At 40.6% G+C, this 19,109-nt stretch carries 12 protein-coding genes and 2 tRNA genes; 10 read left to right on the forward strand and 4 right to left on the reverse strand.

Translation table 11 applies throughout. The features are described from left to right. Positions 1-77: 77 nt before the first annotated feature. Positions 78-575: a thioredoxin family protein gene (locus AQ505_RS01065; protein ID WP_062546469.1), complete on the reverse strand. Its 498-nt coding sequence runs from the start codon at positions 573-575 to the stop codon at positions 78-80. Positions 576-771: 196 nt separating this feature from the next. Between AQ505_RS01065 and AQ505_RS01070 the strand changes: the two genes are divergently transcribed. The 5 genes from AQ505_RS01070 (at position 772) to AQ505_RS01090 (ending at position 10,868) form a co-directional block, all read left to right on the forward strand. Continuing rightward, positions 772-4,011, forward strand: coding sequence for a UvrD-helicase domain-containing protein (locus AQ505_RS01070; protein ID WP_062546470.1), 3,240 nt, complete (start codon positions 772-774; stop codon positions 4,009-4,011). Between the two features lie 2 nt (positions 4,012-4,013). Then, positions 4,014-6,929 (forward strand): PD-(D/E)XK nuclease family protein, encoded by a 2,916-nt coding sequence (locus AQ505_RS01075; RefSeq protein ID WP_062546471.1) that lies wholly within the window; start codon positions 4,014-4,016, stop codon positions 6,927-6,929. A 21-nt stretch (positions 6,930-6,950) separates the two neighbouring features. Next, complete coding sequence (locus AQ505_RS01080) at positions 6,951-7,310, forward strand: bleomycin resistance protein (RefSeq protein ID WP_062546472.1); 360 nt, start codon at positions 6,951-6,953, stop codon at positions 7,308-7,310. 86 nt (positions 7,311-7,396) lie between these two features. Further along, entirely contained in the window at positions 7,397-8,383 is a 987-nt protein-coding gene (locus tag AQ505_RS01085) for a pyruvate dehydrogenase complex E1 component subunit beta (RefSeq protein ID WP_062546473.1), read from the forward strand. 172 nt (positions 8,384-8,555) lie between these two features. Next, positions 8,556-10,868, forward strand: coding sequence for a Tex family protein (locus AQ505_RS01090; RefSeq protein WP_062546474.1), 2,313 nt, complete (start codon positions 8,556-8,558; stop codon positions 10,866-10,868). A gap of 52 nt (positions 10,869-10,920) precedes the next feature. Here the strand turns inward: AQ505_RS01090 and AQ505_RS01095 are convergent, their stop codons facing one another. Then, the gene (locus AQ505_RS01095; RefSeq protein ID WP_062546475.1) at positions 10,921-11,394 is read right to left on the reverse strand and encodes an Lrp/AsnC ligand binding domain-containing protein; all 474 of its coding nucleotides are present in this window, start codon (positions 11,392-11,394) and stop codon (positions 10,921-10,923) included. 156 nt (positions 11,395-11,550) lie between these two features. On the opposite strand from AQ505_RS01095, the gene AQ505_RS26270 reads away from it, so the two are divergent. Both AQ505_RS26270 and AQ505_RS26275 read left to right on the forward strand, forming a co-directional pair. Next, positions 11,551-11,661: transfer RNA gene (locus AQ505_RS26270), tRNA-Asp, on the forward strand. A gap of 98 nt (positions 11,662-11,759) precedes the next feature. Then, a tRNA-Asp gene (locus tag AQ505_RS26275) sits at positions 11,760-11,902 on the forward strand. Positions 11,903-12,028: 126 nt separating this feature from the next. On the opposite strand, the gene AQ505_RS01100 is transcribed toward AQ505_RS26275, so the two are convergent. Beyond that, positions 12,029-13,348, reverse strand: coding sequence for an amidohydrolase family protein (locus AQ505_RS01100; RefSeq protein ID WP_062546476.1), 1,320 nt, complete (start codon positions 13,346-13,348; stop codon positions 12,029-12,031). Continuing rightward, entirely contained in the window at positions 13,341-16,067 is a 2,727-nt protein-coding gene (locus AQ505_RS01105) for an amidohydrolase family protein (RefSeq protein ID WP_062546477.1), read from the reverse strand. Before AQ505_RS01105 ends, AQ505_RS01100 begins: the two co-directional genes overlap by 8 nt. A 354-nt stretch (positions 16,068-16,421) precedes the next feature. Between AQ505_RS01105 and AQ505_RS01110 the strand changes: the two genes are divergently transcribed. From AQ505_RS01110 to AQ505_RS01120, 3 genes are all read left to right on the forward strand, one after another. Then, on the forward strand, positions 16,422-16,856 hold the full coding sequence (locus tag AQ505_RS01110; RefSeq protein ID WP_062546478.1) for a hypothetical protein: 435 nt from the start codon (positions 16,422-16,424) through the stop codon (positions 16,854-16,856). 254 nt (positions 16,857-17,110) lie between these two features. Then, positions 17,111-18,514, forward strand: a complete 1,404-nt coding sequence (locus tag AQ505_RS01115) for an anthranilate synthase component I family protein (RefSeq protein ID WP_062546479.1) — start codon at positions 17,111-17,113, stop codon at positions 18,512-18,514. A 19-nt stretch (positions 18,515-18,533) separates the two neighbouring features. Further along, positions 18,534-19,106 carry an anthranilate synthase component II gene (locus tag AQ505_RS01120; protein WP_062550841.1) on the forward strand — a complete coding sequence of 191 codons (573 nt, stop codon included), beginning with the start codon at positions 18,534-18,536 and terminating at the stop codon, positions 19,104-19,106. Positions 19,107-19,109: the final 3 nt, after the last annotated feature.

The raw sequence follows: 19,109 nt of genomic DNA on the forward strand, positions 1-19,109 counted from the left end.
AAAAAATCCCTCAAAAAAAAGAGCAGCTTTTGAGGGATTCTTTTAATAGTTGAAGGCTATTCAGACCTTTTGTAATTTTATTTATTGTTTTCCGGTTTTAAGGCGGCAACATTCCAGTTTTTAAGGAATTCCGTTACTTTTTTTACACTGTGACCTTTTCCTTCTTCCAGATAAGCAGAGTTTTGCGTGTGTAAAAGTCTTCCATTACCATCAAGAATCAGAAATACGGGAAAACCGAAACGTCCTGGGTATTGTAATTTGGCTAATACTGCTTCATTTTTGTTCTCTTTGCTATAATTGATCAACACTGTTTCATAATTGTCGTTCAGCAATTTTTTAAGCTCAGGAGTATGGTCTACCAGGTTGTGAAAAGCGATGCACCAGGAGCACCAGTTTCCTCCTACCTGTACAAATACATGTTTACCTTCTTTTTTAGCCTTCGCTATGGCAGCATCAAGGTCGGCCTGAGCATTCGCCGCAGGATTATAAATTTTAACCGCTTCTTTGGTATCCTGAGCAAAAGTGCTGATAGAGATAGTTATAAAAGCGAAAAGTAGTAAGGTTAGTTTTTTCATTACAATTTATAGGTTAGTTATGGTACAATAAACATCGGCTTCACCTTTCTTTGACTTGAAATCGAATGGTAATACAGCTATACCCAAAAGTAAAAAACTATTGAGACCTTTTTGTAATCTGAGTATAAAATTACTCTACTAATCTAGTAGTTTACTATTTTGTGGAAACTTCGGAAGAATCCTTTAGCTTTACCTAATGCCTCAACAGCCGTTAAAAATACTACAAGCTTCCGCAGGATCTGGTAAAACATTCAGTCTTACAGCCCATTATTTGACCCTTTTATTATCCGGTGAAACCAAGTACCGGGAAATTCTTGCCGTTACCTTCACCAATAAGGCGACAGAGGAGATGAAAACCAGAATCATGGAGGTGTTGAAAGGCTTTGCCTTAGGTCAGGATGAAGTGGAAGATTACCGGATATTGGTTTTAAAAGCGCATCCAGATTTAAATAAATCATTGCTTCAGCAAAGATCTGAGGCAATTTATAAGAGAATCCTTCACGATTACAGTCGGTTTTCAGTGAGTACAATTGATGGTTTCGTTCAAAAGGTGATCAGAGGTTTTGCCTTTGAACTGGGGCTTGATTCTGGCTATGCGCTGGAAATGAATTTTGAAAAGGTAAAGAACGAGCTTGCGGATAAGCTGGATGAGCAGATGGACCATAATCCAAATTTGCTGCAGTGGATCATAGACCTTGCTTTAGACCGGATCAGCAACAATGTAAGCTGGAATTACAGAAATGAGCTGACCGACCTGGCCGGTGAGATATTTAAAGAACGTTATCAGCCTTTCGATAATGCCATTCAGGAATTAATCGAGTATAACGACCTCAATGTAATGTTCGGGGAGTATAGTAAATCTACCAAGCAGCAAATCAGTTTATTTGAAAGCACGCTCAAAGAACTGGCATTACGTGCCGTTAATTTATTTGAAGCTGCAAATATCGCGACCGATCAGCTTAAAGGAAAATCAAGGTCACCTTTATTGGCCATTGCCAAGATTGCTGATGGTGATTTTTCAAAAATTGAAACGATTGCTAAATTAATCAATGAGCCTGATGAGTGGTTTAAAGCTGGGGCTGATGATAGTTTATATGATACCCTGAATCCTGTTCTCGATAAATTATACCAGCATTATAGCAATGGCCTGCCAGAATATATTCTGGCACAAGCCTTCAACAAAAATTTATACTATCTGCGCTTAATGCAGGAAATGGCCGTTTTGCTGAAAACTTACCGACAGGAAAGTGGCAACTTGCTCATCAGTGATGCTCAAAATCTACTGAAAGGGATTACCGGAGAAGATGATGATAACCCAGCCTTTATCTGGGAAAAGACCGGCAGCCGGTACCGACATTTTTTATTCGATGAATTCCAGGATACTTCTGCGAATCAATGGGGGAACTTTAAACCTTTATTGAAAAATGCGATGGCAGAAGCCAATGGGAAACTGATCGACCATTTGATTGTCGGAGATGTAAAACAATCTATTTACCGCTGGCGAAATGGCGATTGGAACATCCTTCATCAGCAGGCTAAGAAAGACATTGGCGAAACCTATGTCGTTGCCGCAAATCTGGAAGAAAATTACAGGAGTACAGAAAATATCATCACCTTTAACAATACGCTTTTTAAAGCATTGCCGATCCTGATGCAGCGCCGCTTAAATGAAACGATTGGAGAACAATCCGCCAATCAGAAATTAGCAGATTGGTGGGAAGAAAAAGGCTTCAGTCACATCATGACTGATGTGTATGAGGAAGTTGCTCAGAAGATCACGCCAAAAACAGCAGCAGGTGGTGCCATTGATTTTTCCGTTTTGAAAACGGATGCAGATGGCGCTAGTTTGGGCCGGACAGGCTTCAAACCTGAGGCGTTAAGGCGCATGGTAGAGACTTTAAAACGCCTGATTATAGAAGAGAAGCGTTATAAATCAGGAGATGCCTGTGTTTTGGTGCGCTCCAATTCGGAAGCCATTGCTGTGGTAGATGCCTTGATGGGAAACAACATCAATGTGATTTCCGGTGAGGCACTCTTAATTGAAAACAATACCGCAGTTAAAATCCTGATCAACACACTAAAAGTGATGGCAGGAATTCCCGGAAATACCGCTTTATATAAAGCGAATATCATCAGTATGTATGCGCAGTTGAAGGTGGTGGAAGTGCTGCCTGATCATTTATTCAACCTAAAAATTAAAGGTCTGGAGCATTTGATTGATCGACTGCCACTTGAGCTTTGTGAAAATTGGAAGAGCTGGATGCAGCAGCCATTGCCGGAATTACTGGAAAAACTGATTCATGCTTATGGGCTGAATCAGGCAAAGCATTCTTCGCATTTACCTTATTTATTTGCTTTGAGAGACCTGGCAGGTAACTTCGCCCGGCAAGGTGAAAAGGGCATTACCGCTTTTCTGAACTATTGGGATGAAGAAGGCAAAAGAAAAACTTTGCCATCCTCAGAAAACACCGATGCAGTACAGGTGATTACCATTCATAAATCTAAAGGACTAGCCTTTAAAGTGGTTATGGTGCCATTCTGCAACTGGGAAATCAATGGAAAACCAAATGGGATTTTCTGGGTGCCTACTGCAGACACCGCTTATCACCAGCTGCAAAGTATCCCATTGAAATACAATAAAGAATTAGGACAATCGGCCGTAGCCATCCCTTATTACGAAGAATTACTTTACAATAATATGGATGCGTTAAATATGCTGTATGTGGCCACCACGAGGACAAAAGAGTATTTGTACATCACTTGCTTAGGCAAAAAAACAGATACGGTAAGTACTATTGGGGATGTTTTAGCCATGACTTTACAAGATCAGCTGGATGAAGATGGGCGGTTTTTTGTAGACGAACCGGTGGTTAAGAAGAATAAAACACATCGCGTAGAAGAAAGCGGGCCAGCTTTCATCAATCTGCAAGAATATCCGACTTCAGAAAGACTTTCAGAAGTTTTCAATAACAACCTCAAAAGAAAAGAACTTGAAATGCTTACCGGTACCAATGCGGGCAGGGAAGGAACCATATTGCATGAAGTACTGGCCAGATCTGCTAATTTGGAAGAAATGGAAACTGCGCTAAGTAATATGCTCAATGAAGGTTTTTTTAAAGCAGAGGAATTGCCTTCTTTACGTAGACAGGCAGGAAATGTATTGGCTCATGGCGAATTACAAGCCTTATTGAAAACCAGTAAGGAAACGATCAATGAGAAGAGCATTATTGATATCCGTGGGAAAATGTACCGGCCGGATAAAGTGTTGATCTCTGGAAATGAGGTCATCGTAATCGATTATAAATTTACGCTCAAAGAGAGCGATTCACATATTAAACAAGTGTACGGATACCGCGACTTGTTATTGGCAATGGGCTACCAGAAGGTAAAAACCTATTTATTTTATGCACATAGTGCAACCTTAAAATCAGTGTAAAGATGAAGGCGTTTTTAAAAGAAGTTGCAGAAGATTTAGTAAAAAGGTTGGGTTCGGATCTGCACCATGCCGCAGTTGTTTTTAACAATAAAAGGCCGGTGCCCTATCTGCAGAACCATTTGGCAGATACGCTGAGGAAACCCTTCTGGGCACCTTCCTTTTTTACCATTCAGGAGTTTTTTGCGCTGTCTACTCATTTGCAGGTAGCCGATGGTTTCAATCAGTTTTTTACCCTGTTAAAAGAATACAATAAACTCATTATTGAAGAAGGAGGAAAATCGCTCAATCCAGATGTTTTCTATCCAATTGCCCGTATTATTCTCAGCGATTTTTCTCAAATAGATAACGATCTGGTCAATGCAGATCAGCTTTTTCAGGAGCTGGAAGATATTGCGGTGATTGAAAAGGATTTTCAGCACCTGACGGCGGAACAGCAGCTGTTTTTAGAGCAGTTTTGGTCTTCTTTTTCAGCTGGGAAACAACAATACCATCAGGAACAGTTTATCCGCATGTGGAGACGAATGCCTAAATTATACCGTGGATTTCATGCGGCTTTAAGGGAAAAAGGGTACACCACCATGGCTTATATTTATCGTCAGTTGGCAGAAGGAAAAGCAGATAAACCGGAATTTATTGATGATTTTAAGAATGGAAAGATTGTTTTTGCGGGATTTAATGCCCTTAGTAATGCGGAAGCGGTAATTTTCAAGCAATGGAATAAAGATGAAAAGGCTTTATTCTATTTTGATGTCGATAAATACTATATGGAGGATGAGACTCAGGAAGCAGGTTTGTTCCTGAGAAAAAATATACAGCGACTCGGGCTGCCGAATGCTTTAGGTGAAGCAAGGGATCTGATTCGCGGACAGCAAAAAGAAATTAATGTTTACAAAACACAGGGACAAACAGCACAGGCAAAGATTCTTCACCAGGAATTGTTACAGGATTATCCACTATTGGATGTAGCTGATAATGCCGGGAAAATCGCACTGATTCTTGCTGATGAAAGCTTATTGTTACCCGTTTTGCAAACAATTCCCACCAAATATCAGCATGCAGGAGGTATTTCGAATATCGAATTGAACGTGACAATGGGGTATCCCTTATTAGCGACTTCCATTTTTGGATTGGCAGATTTATGGCTGAGTGTTCAGGCACAGCTGATTGATGGAAAGAAAGACACCATTTATTACAGAGAAGTAGAAGCCTTCCTATCTCATCCTTTAACGGGCGTGTTGCCTATTGACAGAGATGCGGTACAGCAGGAAATCCTAAAAGCCCAACTGATTGATGTTCCGATAAAAACTTTGCATAAAGATCCTTTATCCATCTTGTTTTTTAGCAAAGTAGATGCTGGATTAATTGCCATCGAACATTTGCAGCAGGTCTTCAAACTGATACTGGAAAGACAACTGGAAGAAAAGACTTTAAAGCAAACGGAAGCCGATTTATTTGGCGCTACGCTGAAAGAACTCAACAGATTACATGATACTTTAGCAGATTATGCGGCACATCTGCCACTTTCTTTTGTACTTTCTTTGATGCAAAAGGCAGTGCAGGGAATTGCAGTTCCTTTAAGCGGGGAGCCATTGCAAGGTGTTCAGGTGATGGGATTACTGGAAAGCAGGAGTCTGGATTTTGAGCATGTATATGTGCTTGGTGTTACAGAAGGAATTTTGCCACAGATCAATGTTTCGCCAAGTTTTATTCCCGACAGTATCCGCAGGGCCTATGGATTACCGGTGATTGAAAATCAGGATGCCATTTCTGCCTACATGTTTTACCGCTTATTGCAGCGCTCCAATAAAGTAAGTCTGGTCTATAACGGACAAGCGGATGATAGCAATACCGGAGAACCTAGCCGCTTTTTAAAGCAGCTGGAATTTGAAAGCGGCTATACTTTTAAATATTTTGACCAGTCGCAATCTCTTGCCATTGAGCCGAAAGTAGAATTTGAGATCAAAAAAGAAGGAGAGGTATTGAGGCGTTTATATACTTATCTTGACAATCAGGAAGAAAATCCGGTGAAATTATCTGCTACCAGACTGACTACCTACCTCAATTGCCCGCTGCAGTTTTTTTATAAATACATCGCCAAAGTCGAAGAGCCGGAAGAACTTGCCGAAAATATGGAAGCCAACAGCATTGGTTCTATCTTACACAAGGTGATGGAGCTCTTTTATCAGAAGTTAAAAGGCGAAAGTCCTTATATCACTAAAGAACGTATCGCCGAAAACAGAAAACAGCTCAAAGAAATGTGCAAGCTCGCTTTTGCGATAGAGATGTTTGATACGGAAGAAATACTACTGGAATATAGCGGGATGCAGCAGGTCATGCTGGCCATTGTTGCCGAATATGCCAATGTAATTTTGGACCATGACGAACAACAAGCGCCATTTTCAATCGTAGAACTGGAAAATAATAAGGACTACGACAAAGTGACTTTTCCGATCCATGTAAAAGGAGAAGAACGAAAGCTGACTTTATTGGGTATTATTGACCGTGTGGATCAGCGAAATGGCGTCACCAGAATTGTCGATTACAAAACAGGAAGAGACGAAGTCGGCTTTTCTTCTATTGATGAACTATTTGACAGCGAGAGTGGTAAGCAAAATAAAGCCTTGGTGCAGACCTTGTTTTATACTTATGTTTATGAGCAGACGAGAAAAATTTCTGGGGTAGAGCCCAATCTTTATATTGTACGAAAAATGCGTGATGAAGGTACCCTGTTCTATTTAAAAGAAAACAGAAAGAGAGTCCTTTTACAGGCAGAGCATCTGGAGGATCTGAAGGGAAATTTCACGCAGTTATTGCGCCAGAAACTGGAAGAATTATTCAATCCAGACCTTCCTTTTAAGCATACAACCGTTGCAGAAAACTGCACATATTGTCCTTATTTAACGCTTTGTGGAAAATAATTAAACAAAAAAACAGCGCTTATGTTACTTTCAGCAGTACCTATTCTGGCTTCTATCCATCAGGTGGAAACCATTGCTTTTTACACTGAAAAAATGGGCTTTACGCTCAATTCTCAATGGGATGGTTACCTGATTTTCAGTCGGGAACAAGTGAATATTCACCTCTGGTTTACGGAAGATACGGCCATTCCGAAGCATACGGGCTGTTATATTAATGTAAATAATGTACTGCAATTGTATCATGAATATGAGCGTCAAGGCATCATCCATCCGAATGGAAAACTGGCTGAAATGCCCTGGGGAATGCGTCAATTCTCGATTTTGGACAACAATGGGAACATTATTCATTTCGGTGAGCCCCTGGAAAATCCCAGCAATTAATGCGGAAAACACAGTGTAATTAAAACACTACTTTATAATTAATTTACAATGGTTATATTTGCCATCAGTTAATATTTGAATATACAATGAGAGAAATTCAATTTAGAGAAGCGTTACGTGAAGCCCTAAGTGAAGAAATGCGTAAAAACGAGAACATTTTTTTGATGGGTGAAGAAGTAGCGCAATACAATGGTGCTTATAAAGTAAGTCAGGGTATGTTAGACGAGTTTGGCGACAAACGCGTAATTGATACTCCTATTGCCGAAATGGGCTTTACCGGTATTGGTATTGGCGCAGCAATGAATGGATTAGTTCCGGTCATAGAATTTATGACTTTCAATTTCTCATTGGTTGCTATTGATCAGATTATTAACGGTGCAGCCAAAATGCTTTCAATGAGTGGAGGTCAATTCTCTATTCCGATCGTATTCCGTGGCCCAACCGGAAATGCAGGTCAGCTAGGTGCACAGCACTCTCAAAACTTTGAGAACTGGTTTGCAAACTGCCCGGGTTTAAAAGTAGTAGTTCCATCTACTCCTTACGAAGCTAAAGGTTTATTAAAACAAGCTATCCTTGATCCAGATCCAGTGATTTTCATGGAATCTGAGGTAATGTATGGCGATAAAGGGGAAGTTCCTGAAGAAGAATATTACCTGCCTATCGGTAAAGCTAACATCGTTAAAGAAGGAACTGATGTAACGATTGTTACTTTCGGTAAAATGTTAACCCGTGTAGTAAACCCTGCAGTTGAAGAACTGACAAAAGAAGGAATCAGTGTAGAAGTAATCGATTTACGTACTGTACGTCCTATTGATTATGCAACGATCATTGAATCTGTTAAGAAAACAAACCGTTTAGTGGTAGTAGAAGAGGCATGGCCATTGGCTTCAATCTCTTCTGAGATCGCGTTTAATGTTCAAAAGAATGCTTTTGACTATTTAGATGCACCAGTATTACGTATCACTTGCGCAGACGTTCCACTTCCTTATGCACCAACTCTAATCGCGGCTAGTTTACCTAACGCTGAAAGAGTAATTAAAGCAGTAAAAGAAGTATTATACGTAGCAAAATAAGTTACAAATTACATCGTTAATATAGGATCCCGTTGGTATGACCAACGGGATTTTTTTTAACCCATTCTAACCTGTAGCCAACAATTCATTAACACATTATTTATTTGAGGATATCGATTGTTAGCCTTAATTTTGGCGCCAATTGTACGTTAGCCTATCAAAAGATCATTAAATGAGTCATCATTCTAAAATAATTGCTACCGAGCTTGGCGTAGCTGAAAAACAGGTTGTTGCAACCATCGAATTGTTAGATGCCGGTGCAACTGTACCATTTATTTCCCGCTATCGTAAGGAAGTGACCGGAAGTTTAGATGAAGTACAGGTAGCGGCAGTCCGCGATAGATTTCAACAGCTGCGTGAGCTGGACAAACGTAGAGAAGCCATTCTTAAAGCCTTGACCGCATTGGATAAGCTGAGTCCGGAATTGGAACGTCAGATCAATGAAGCCAGCGATATCACCACAATTGAAGACATTTACCTTCCTTATAAACCTAAGCGTAAAACGAGAGCTTCTGAAGCTAGAAAGAAAGGTCTGGAGCCATTGGCGCTTACACTGCTGGAACAAGGTAAAGGTGATCCGGATTCGGAGGCTCAGGCCTTCTTAAACGAGGAACTGGGGGTAAATTCGACAGAGGAAGCCCTGGCAGGTGCAAGAGACATCATTGCAGAAATTGTGAATGAGCATGTAGAGCTGAGGACCTCAATGCGTCAGTATTTTCAGCAGAAATCTTCTTTTAAATCTTCTGTAATGAAGGGTAAAGAAGAAGAAGGAATCAAGTATAAAGATTATTTCGACTGGGAAGAGCCGCTTAAGGCAGCACCATCACATCGTGTTTTGGCCATGAGAAGAGGAGAAAATGAAGCGATTTTGAAACTGGAAACGATGCCAGAAGAAGAAGGCGCAATTTCTATCATTGAAGGACAATTTATTAAAGGCAATTCTGCAGCGACGAAACAAGTGAAAATGGCCATCCAGGATTCTTATAAGCGTCTTTTGGGGCCGGCTATGGAAACTGAAATCCGATCTTTCTCAAAAGAGAAAGCAGATGCAGAAGCTATCCGCGTGTTTGCAGAAAATGCCAGACAATTATTATTGGCGGCGCCGATGGGGCAGAAAAACGTGCTGGCAATTGATCCTGGATTCCGTACCGGATGTAAGGTGGTTTGTTTGGACCGACAAGGAAAACTATTAGAAAATACTGCGATATACCCACATACCGGACAAGGGAATGTGAAAAACGCAGCAGATAAGATGATAGAGCTTTGCAAGAAGTATCAGGTAGAAGCCATTGCCATTGGTAATGGTACTGCGGGTAGGGAAACAGAGGTGTTTATCCGTGGTTTACAGATTTCTGAGGTGACTATTGTGATGGTCAATGAAAACGGAGCTTCTATTTATTCCGCTTCAGATGTGGCCCGTGAGGAGTTTCCTACACAGGACATTACCGTTCGTGGAGCAGTTTCTATCGGAAGAAGGCTGATGGATCCGTTAGCAGAATTGGTGAAAATCGATCCTAAATCTATTGGGGTGGGGCAATACCAGCATGATGTAGACCAGAGTAAATTACAGCAATCGCTGGATGATACGGTAATGAGTTGTGTGAATGCGGTAGGGGTTGAGTTAAATACAGCCTCTAAACAGGTATTGGCCTATGTTTCTGGTTTAGGTCCGCAATTGGCACAAAATATTGTGACTTATAGAAATGAAAACGGCGCGTTTAAAAATAGAGATAGCCTGAAAAAAGTCCCTCGTTTAGGTGATAAGGCCTATGAGCAGGCTGCGGGTTTCTTAAGGATCAGGGATGCAGAGCAGATTTTGGATGCCAGTGGCGTTCACCCGGAGCGTTATGCATTGGTGAATAAGATGGCGAGAGATTTAAATTGCAGTGTTGCACAGCTGGTAAAAGATGCAGAGTTAAGAAAACAAATCAAACTGCAGCAATATGTAACTGAGGAAATTGGTCTGCCGACTTTAAACGACATCATGAATGAATTGGCGAAACCAGGGAGAGATCCAAGGGAACAGTTCGAGGCTTTCAGTTTTACGGATGGTGTGAATGAAATCGCTGATTTAAGAATCGGTATGAAACTTCCGGGAATTGTGACCAATATTACCAATTTCGGTGCTTTTGTGGATATAGGCGTTCATCAAGATGGATTGGTGCATACCAGTCAGCTGGCAGATCGTTTTGTAGCGAACCCTAATGATGTGGTCAAAGTACATCAAAAGGTGGAGGTGACGGTGGTAGAGGTTGATGCGGCAAGAAAACGCATTTCCTTATCCATGAAATCAGGAGAAGCTAAGCCAAAGGTGAAAGCAGTAGGAAAACCTGAAGAGCGCTCAAAAACTTTCCATAAGCCAGTTAATAAAAATCCTGCTGGCAATAGGCCAAAACCTATTCAGAAGTCTGAACAAAAAGGGAAGGCTCAGCCAGAAGGTGATTTACAGTTGAAACTGGAAGCTTTGAAAAGCAGGTTTAAATAAATAAGCCGGGCAATTTTTTTTAAAATGACTCCGCGCAAGAAGACAGATTGAATTACAATTCAATCTGTCTTCTGATACTTTCTTCCAGTGAAATCAGTGTTTCTGTGCGTTGAATACCTTCAACCGCTTGTATTTCCTCATTCAGCACATGTCTTAAATGATTCGTATCTCTACAGATAATTTTAGCGAACATACTATAAGCGCCGGTCGTATAGTGTAATTCCACCACCTCCTTGATTTTACTCAATTGTGCTACAGCATCTTTATACTGAATTCCTTTTTCGAGATAGATTCCCAGAAAAGCAGTGATGTCATAACCAGCCTTTTGCGGATCAATCATCAAATGAGAACCTTTGATAATGCCCATTTCCTGTAATTTCTTCATTCGAACATGGATAGTTCCTCCAGAAACGATCAGATCTTTAGCGATTTCCGTATAAGGTTTCGTCGCATCCTGCATTAACTGTTTCAAAATGTCAATATCCAGGTTATCAATTTCTAAATTTTGGCTTTCTTTTTTAAGCATGATTTTGATATTTGTTAACGATATTCAAATATAATTATTAATATGGTAATAATAAAATAATATGATTAAAATATTTGCAACATAATAGGGTTGTTGTTACATTTGTATCAAGCAAGTAACAAAAAATAACAGTTCTTTTAACATTTGCTTATACTCTGTAGGGTGGTGAAACTGGCAGACGCACCTCCTTGTCTCGGTGGTGGAGAATATGGAAAACCCGTAAGGGCTAACTACTCCTTGAAGGTTCGACTCCTTCCCCTACAGCCATGAAGTTTTGAGTGATAAGTTTTTTAATTCTAATATAAGGTGCATTTGGAAATTTACAACTTAACGCTTAAAACTCAGAAGATTGTCCTTTAAAATAATGTTGGGTGGTGAAATTGGCAGACACGCCTCCTTGTCTCGGTGGTGGGGATAAATGGATAAACGTAGTTTATGGGTTGACCACAATTGATTTTGAACTATAGCTAACTACCCCTTGAAGGTTCGACTCCTTCCCCAACAGCCAGTTTTTTTATGAATAATAAGTTAGTTAAAAAAAAGTGACCTTGGATGAGGTCACTTTCTTTTTAGCGTCTTTGCATAAAAAAAGCGGCTGCTTTTTTCAAAACAGCCGCCAGATATAGCCGAAAGATTATGGTTTCAATTGATACTTTTCACTGAATTTTTTATCCAGTTGTTTATGAAGATTGTCCAGGTTGATGTCTCTTCCCTGAATAAACGCCTGTTCTACATGATTACTTTTCATATCCAAGGCATCTCCAGAGGAGATAAAGAAGGTCGCATCCTTACCCATTTCTAAACTTCCGGTAGTTTTATCGATACCCAATACCTTTGCAGTATTCAAAGTGATGGTTTGTAATGCCTTTTCCGGATCTAGTCCCCATGCAGCAACGGTTCCTGCCATAAAAGGAAGGTTGCGCTGTTGCCAGTAACCATCAATACTCACTACCACATTTACACCTGCATTGGCCAGTACTGCCGCATTCTTATAAGGCATGTTCACATCGTCATCTACAGAATTCGGTAATGCGTGTGGTTGTTTCACGACTACCGCTACGTTATTCTGCTTTAAGAAATCTGTGATCAGATAAGCTTCATCGCCACCAACAATGATGGGTGTTAGCTTATATTTCTTTGCAAAATTTATTGCTGCAATGATGTCTTTCTCACCATCTACATTGATAAATAAGCGCTGTGTTCCATTAAAAAGGTTCCTCATCGCTGCCAAACGTGCATTGCTGACTGCAGGTTTAGGTCCTTCTGCATAAGCTTTAGCTTCTGCAAAAAGTTGATCCAGCTCATTGATCGAATTTTGTGCCCTTTCTTTTAGGACTTCTGGTGTTAGGACAGGACCGCGGAAGCCAAAACCAAAGCCTCCTCGGCCTTTAGGAACGATTGGCCAGGTGATGTGCATGGCATCGTCTTTCTTAATCGCTGCATCTTCCCAGTTCCAGGCATCCAGCTGTACCACAGATGAGCTTCCCGAAACCATTCCACCCTGTGGCGTAACCTGTGCCATTAAGATGCCATTGCTTCTTAATGTTGCCGGAACTTTAGAATCCGTGTTATAAGCAATAATAGAGCGGATATGTGGATTGATATTGCCGATTTCAGCAAAGTCAAGCGTGGCTTTTACCGATTCAAATTCTGTCAGGCCCAGGTTGGTTAGGGGTGCAATAAATCCAGGATATACATGTTTGCCATTTGCCTGAATCAGGTTTCCTTTGCTCATGTCTAAACGGACCACGGTTGCATCTCCAATACCCGTGATTTTCCCTTTATCAAAAATCAGGTAGCCATTTTCAATGACGCTGCCATTGCCCAGATGTAATTTGGCACCCAGCACATAAGTAAGCTTGCTTTGTGCAGGAGCCGGAGAGATATTCGCCTGTGCGAAGCCTGCAACCGTTGCTGCTGCGGTAAGGAATACGGTTAAAATATATTTATTCATGAGCATGTGTCCTTTCTAATTCGTTTAGTTCCATAGCATAATCTTCTACAGTTTCGCAATGGTACATGCGTGGGCTTTCCGCCACTGGACGCTGTGTTTTTCCACCTTTTCCTTTACTTTCCTGCATTTTTTTAATGATTCTTGCGCGTTCGTTTTGCTGGTCTTTTCTAACTTGTTCATCGCGATCGATGTCCCAATAAGAAATACCATCTACAAAAGTTTTTTCTGCTTTCGCGTAAATTGACAATGGATTTGCCGACCAGATCACAACGTCTGCATCTTTACCCACTTTAATACTGCCTACTTTATTGTCGATATGGAGCATTTTTGCGGGATTTAAAGTCACAAATTTCAACGCATCTTCTTCCGGTACGCCACCGTATAATACCGCTTTACCGGCCTCTTGGTTTAATCTGCGCGCCATTTCAGCATCATCAGAATTGAATGCCGTAGTGATGCCCACATTGTGCATGATCTTTCCATTGTAAGGAATTGCTTCTGCTACTTCTATTTTATAAGCCCACCAATCTGAGAAAGTGGAAGCATTAATGCCTCGTGCCTTCATTTTGTCGGCCACTTTGTATCCTTCCAGAATATGGGTGAAAGTGTTGATTTTAAAGCCAAGACTATCGGCGACATTCATCAGCATATTGATCTCTGATTGTACATAAGAATGACAAGTAATGAAACGTTTATTGTCCAGAATTTCCACAATCGCATCCAGTTCTAAATCCCGGCGTACGTTATTTCCTTTAGTGGCTAATGCCGTTTTATATTCTTTTGCACGTGTAAACTCGTCTACGAAAGATTGCTCTACACCCATTCTGGTCACAGGGAAACGTGCACCTGTACCGAAATTACTCTGTTTAACGTTTTCACCAAGTGCGAATTTGATAAAACCATCAGCTCCCGCAAATTTCAATTCTTCAGGCAGTTTTCCCCAGCGAAGTTTAATCAGCTGTGCTTGTCCGCCTACCGGATTTGCTGAACCATGAAGGATGTGCGAAGTGGTTACACCACCTGCCAGCTGACGGTAAATGTTCACGTCTTCTGAGTTGATGATGTCTGCAATACGAACTTCTGCAGAGGAAGATTGCGCGCCTTCATTGATACCGCCTGTTCCGGCGATATGTGAATGTTCATCAATCAAACCTGGTGTAATGTGCTTTCCTGTGGCATCAATGACTTTTGCATTGCCAGCACTTAGATTTTTTCCAACGGCTTTAATCTTGCCGTTTTCTAGTAATACATCTGCATTTTGAAGAATTCCCTCTTTTTCATTTGTCCATACTGTTGCGTTTTTAAGCAACACAGTTTCCTGTTTTAATGGGCTGGCGATACCGAAAGCAGTGAAAGGATAAAGCAGCGTACCTGCATTTAAAACGGGTTTTTCGAGGTCTTTTTTAGCCAATGTTTTCGATACGGTATCTTTTTCATCCTTTTTATTAGTGATGAATCTTTTTCCTTGTACCCAGTTTTCCAAGACAATGTTGTTCTTTTTAAAGAGGCTATCGGAAGTGATAATGAAATTAGCCAGTTTACCTTTTTCCAGCGTTCCTACTTTATCAGAAACACCAATCATTGCTGCGGGGATCTCAGTAACGGATAAAAGTGCTTGTTTTTGAGTTAGGCCATTGTCGATCGCAGTGCGGATATTGGTCCAGAAATCAGCTGTTTTATCTAGCCCGAAGGTGGTTAAAGAGAATTTAATTCCCGCTTTCTCCAGGATCCCTGGATTTGAAGGAGCCATTTCCCAACCTTTCATCTGTGCTAAAGTCACATTTCTTGCATCTGCAGGATCTTCCACATCGTAAGCTTTAACAAAGTTGATGGGGATAATTAAGCTGGCACCTGTTGCCTTTACTGCGTCAACACGTTGATATTCATCACCATTTGATTTTATAATGTACTGTTTCCCAAACTCTTTGCCGATTTTATCTGCACGCAGAATATTTTGCCAGCCATCAGCTTCAAAAATTTGTGGGATTTGCTGTTGTTTGTTAAAAGCCTCTAAAGAGATGTTGTATTCTTCTTTTTGCTTGCCATACCATTGCGCGTCATAATAAGTTTGACGCAATAAGGCAATGGAGCCCATTAATGAAGTTGGATAGTCGTTCTGGGAAGTTCCTTTATTGAAAGAGTAGTTCGCAGCAGCTTCAGGTTTTAGCATGGTACTGTTCTCTCTTTCATCACTCAGGCTGACCACGGAAGAGGTGCCGCGAGCAATGCCATCTCTGTTGATGACGTTTACGCTGCCGAATCCAGCTTTGCGCAGCTCGTCTGCTTTTTTAGTGTCGATTGCAAAGATTGCATTCACTTGTGTTTCTGGTCTAATGGCTTCATTCCAGCCATAAGCCCCTTTTTTCGTGGAAGTAAAGATGGATTGACGCATACCTCCGGTTGAGGTTCTGGTGTTTTCCGACACACCATAAGCCGAAAATGCATCTACCAAAGAAGGGTAAATAAATTTTCCTTTTAGATCGATCACGACATAGCCTTTCGGTATGGCGGTGCCGCTGCCTACAGATTGGATAGTTTGGCCCTTAATTAATAAGGTTCCGTTGGGAATGGTCTGGTTCGCATTTACCACGATGTTTGCATTGGTAAAAGCATAATTCCCAGGTCTGATGTCATAAGACCCATTTACAGGGTAGGTCTGCTGAGCAAATACCAGGGTACCAGAAAAGACCAACGCAAGCGAGAGTAGAATTTTCTTCATAAAGATTTAGTTTTTAGTACCTAAATCTAACCTAAAAAAACGGGAGCATTTGTTTATAACCTATTTTTTACCAAGAGCGGAAGGTTGGTTTTAGAGTAAATGTGTAAATATGTTGACAATAGATGTGAATTATCTGGTAAAATTGGGATGAGATTGGTCACAAAGTCAACGCCATAAATGTGATGGTCTTTTCCACAATTGTGCAGCGTTTGTCTACAGATGTGTAGAATTCATGGGAAAGCAGGTCATGCTAACTACATCTCTATTAGTTTATAATGATTTTAAATATCGATTACTATTTTTCCTTTTTTTTAAAATGTATTTTATTGGTTAAGTTTGAAAGAAAAACTTGTTATGGATTTCTATCATATTTTGAAAAGTGCGCACTCAGGATGGCGTTACCTGGTTTTAATTATGTTGGTGTTGGCAATCGTTCAGGCATTGGCTGGATGGTTAGGCAAAAAACCATATACAGAAGCAAATAGAAAGATAAATGTTTTCACATTGATCTTTGTACATACCCAAATATTATTTGGATTGGGCTTGTATTTCTTGAGTCCACTGGTTCAGGCGGGAATTAGATATTGGAAAATGGAGCATATCGGAATGATGATTTTTGCGGCTATTTTAGTGACTGTTGGTAATGCAAGATCGAAACGTATCGACGATGCAGCGAGCAAACACCGTACTATCGCCCTATATTTTGGCCTTGGACTGATCGTTATCGTTGCTTCTATTATTCAAATGACTCAGGTGGATCCTACAAGGACATTCTGGGGAGCATCATAAAATTTCACAATTTAATTTGGTGTTGTAAGATTTATTTATATTTTTGTTGCACATGATTAACAATATACATACTTGGCAATGGCGCAGTAATTCTGAAAAGAGTTTCGTCGTAGCTTCGTGTACCTTATAGTTTATCAACCTAAACCAAACCACACTTATAAACCCGACGTAACCACACGTCGGGTTTTTTTGTATAAAATTTTTTATGACGGCGATGAAATACAATTGCATAATGATGAAAACTAAGATTTAAGATGAAGAATTATATCATTAACACCACCTACAAGAAGCGTCTTGCGGATACCACTACTCCGGTAAGTATTTACCTGAGGTTGAGGGATGTATATCCGAACACCATTTTATTGGAAAGTTCCGATTACCACAGCCGCGAGAACTCGGTGAGTTACGTGTGTGCCCAGCCAGTGGCCGGGATCGTATTGAAGAATGGCATCTTATCTACTTATTTCCCCGATGGAAAGAAAGTGGAAAAAGAGAACTTTGTGCTCACGGAAGAAATTGACGCTTTTAAGCAGCAGTTTGAGCCTGGCGTAGTCAATGATACGCGCTATATCTCTAACGGTTTATTTGGTTATTTCACCTGGAATGCCATTCAGCATTTTGAAGACATTTCTTTCCAGGCTACTTCTCCTGAAGGAGAGGACATCCCGATGATGCAATACCATATTTACCGGTACATCATTGCCATAGACCACTTTAAGAATGAAGTGACCTTGTTCAAAAATACTTTTAACGGGGATGAAGATGATGATCTGGCGAAAATGGAATACCTGGTGCAGAATAAAAACTTCCCGGAATACAGTTTCAAAACTACTGGAGAGGAGCATTCTAACTTAACCGACCAGGGTTTTATGGACATCGTTGACAAAATGAAAAAGCACATTTTACGAGGTGACGTTTTTCAAATTGTTCCATCAAGAGCGTTTAAGCAAGGATTTTTAGGTGATGAGTTTAATGTATACCGTTGCTTGCGCTCCATCAATCCTTCTCCATATCTTTTCTATTTCGACTACGGAAGTTTCAAACTATTTGGTTCTTCTCCGGAAGCACAAATTACCATTAAAAACAATGTAGCGAATATTTTCCCGATTGCAGGTACCTTTAAACGTACTGGAAATGACGAGGAAGACGCAGAATTAGCTAGAAAACTGGAGCAGGATCCTAAGGAAAGCGCAGAGCATGTAATGCTGGTCGATCTGGCAAGAAATGACTTGAGCAGACATTGCAGCGGTGTAGCCGTGAAATCGTTTAAAGAAGTACAATATTATTCTCATTTGATACACCTGGTTTCTAAAGTTAGCGGGAACCTTCAAAAAGATGTTTCCGCTTTCAAAGTGGTGGCGGATACTTATCCTGCAGGAACATTGAGCGGTGCACCAAAATATCGTGCTATGCAGCTGATTGATGAGTACGAAGGCTTAGGACGTAATTTTTATGCAGGTGCCATCGGATATATGGGCTTTAATGACACTTTTAACCATGCCATTATGATCCGTACTTTTATGAGTAAAAACAATGAATTGCACTATAGGGCAGGAGCGGGTATTGTGGCCGATTCTATCCCTGAAAATGAAATGCAGGAAGTAAATAACAAAATTGCAGCCCTTCGCAGAGCTGTAGAAATGGCCACAGGTATTTAACATGACAAACGATAAAGAGATGCAAAAGAAAGTATTGGTAATTGACAATTACGATTCATTCACTTATAATTTAGTCCACCTGGTAAACGAGTTAGGAAGAGAAGTGGAAGTATGGAGAAATGATAAGTTCGAATTGTCTGATGTAGCGCAATACGATAAAATTATCCTGTCGCCAGGTCCCGGTATTCCAGAAGAAGCAGGTTTGTTATTAGATGTAATTAAAGAATATGCAGCAACCAAGAGTATATTTGGTGTGTGTTTAGGGCAGCAAGCCATCGCTCAGGCTTTTGGTGGTACTTTACTGAATTTAGGCAGACCAATGCATGGTATTGCCACCCCAATTCAGGTGCTCGATAAAGAAGAGATACTTTTCAAAAATTGTCCAGAGGTGATCAATGTTGGCCGCTACCATTCATGGGTAGTCAATGCGAAAAGTTTGCCGGACTGTTTAACCGTAACTGCAACAGATAAAGACCAGGAGATTATGGCGCTAAGACACAAAGAATATGATGTTAGAGGTGTTCAATTTCACCCGGAAAGCGTATTGACAGACCATGGTAAAGAAATGATGAAAAACTGGTTAGAAGCTTAAAAG

Source organism: Pedobacter sp. PACM 27299 (genome assembly GCF_001412655.1).
GTDB lineage: Bacteria > Bacteroidota > Bacteroidia > Sphingobacteriales > Sphingobacteriaceae > Pedobacter.

Bases quoted from the DNA above. Each gene is read 5' to 3' on its own strand.
- AQ505_RS01065 (WP_062546469.1), bottom strand. From the start codon at position 575: ATGAAAAAACTAACCTTACTACTTTTCGCTTTTATAACTATCTCTATC.
- AQ505_RS01070 (WP_062546470.1), top strand. From the start codon at position 772: ATGCCTCAACAGCCGTTAAAAATACTACAAGCTTCCGCAGGATCTGGT.
- AQ505_RS01075 (WP_062546471.1), top strand. From the start codon at position 4,014: ATGAAGGCGTTTTTAAAAGAAGTTGCAGAAGATTTAGTAAAAAGGTTG.
- AQ505_RS01080 (WP_062546472.1), top strand. From the start codon at position 6,951: ATGTTACTTTCAGCAGTACCTATTCTGGCTTCTATCCATCAGGTGGAA.
- AQ505_RS01085 (WP_062546473.1), top strand. From the start codon at position 7,397: ATGAGAGAAATTCAATTTAGAGAAGCGTTACGTGAAGCCCTAAGTGAA.
- AQ505_RS01090 (WP_062546474.1), top strand. From the start codon at position 8,556: ATGAGTCATCATTCTAAAATAATTGCTACCGAGCTTGGCGTAGCTGAA.
- AQ505_RS01095 (WP_062546475.1), bottom strand. From the start codon at position 11,394: ATGCTTAAAAAAGAAAGCCAAAATTTAGAAATTGATAACCTGGATATT.
- AQ505_RS01100 (WP_062546476.1), bottom strand. From the start codon at position 13,348: ATGAATAAATATATTTTAACCGTATTCCTTACCGCAGCAGCAACGGTT.
- AQ505_RS01105 (WP_062546477.1), bottom strand. From the start codon at position 16,067: ATGAAGAAAATTCTACTCTCGCTTGCGTTGGTCTTTTCTGGTACCCTG.
- AQ505_RS01110 (WP_062546478.1), top strand. From the start codon at position 16,422: ATGGATTTCTATCATATTTTGAAAAGTGCGCACTCAGGATGGCGTTAC.
- AQ505_RS01115 (WP_062546479.1), top strand. From the start codon at position 17,111: ATGAAGAATTATATCATTAACACCACCTACAAGAAGCGTCTTGCGGAT.
- AQ505_RS01120 (WP_062550841.1), top strand. From the start codon at position 18,534: ATGCAAAAGAAAGTATTGGTAATTGACAATTACGATTCATTCACTTAT.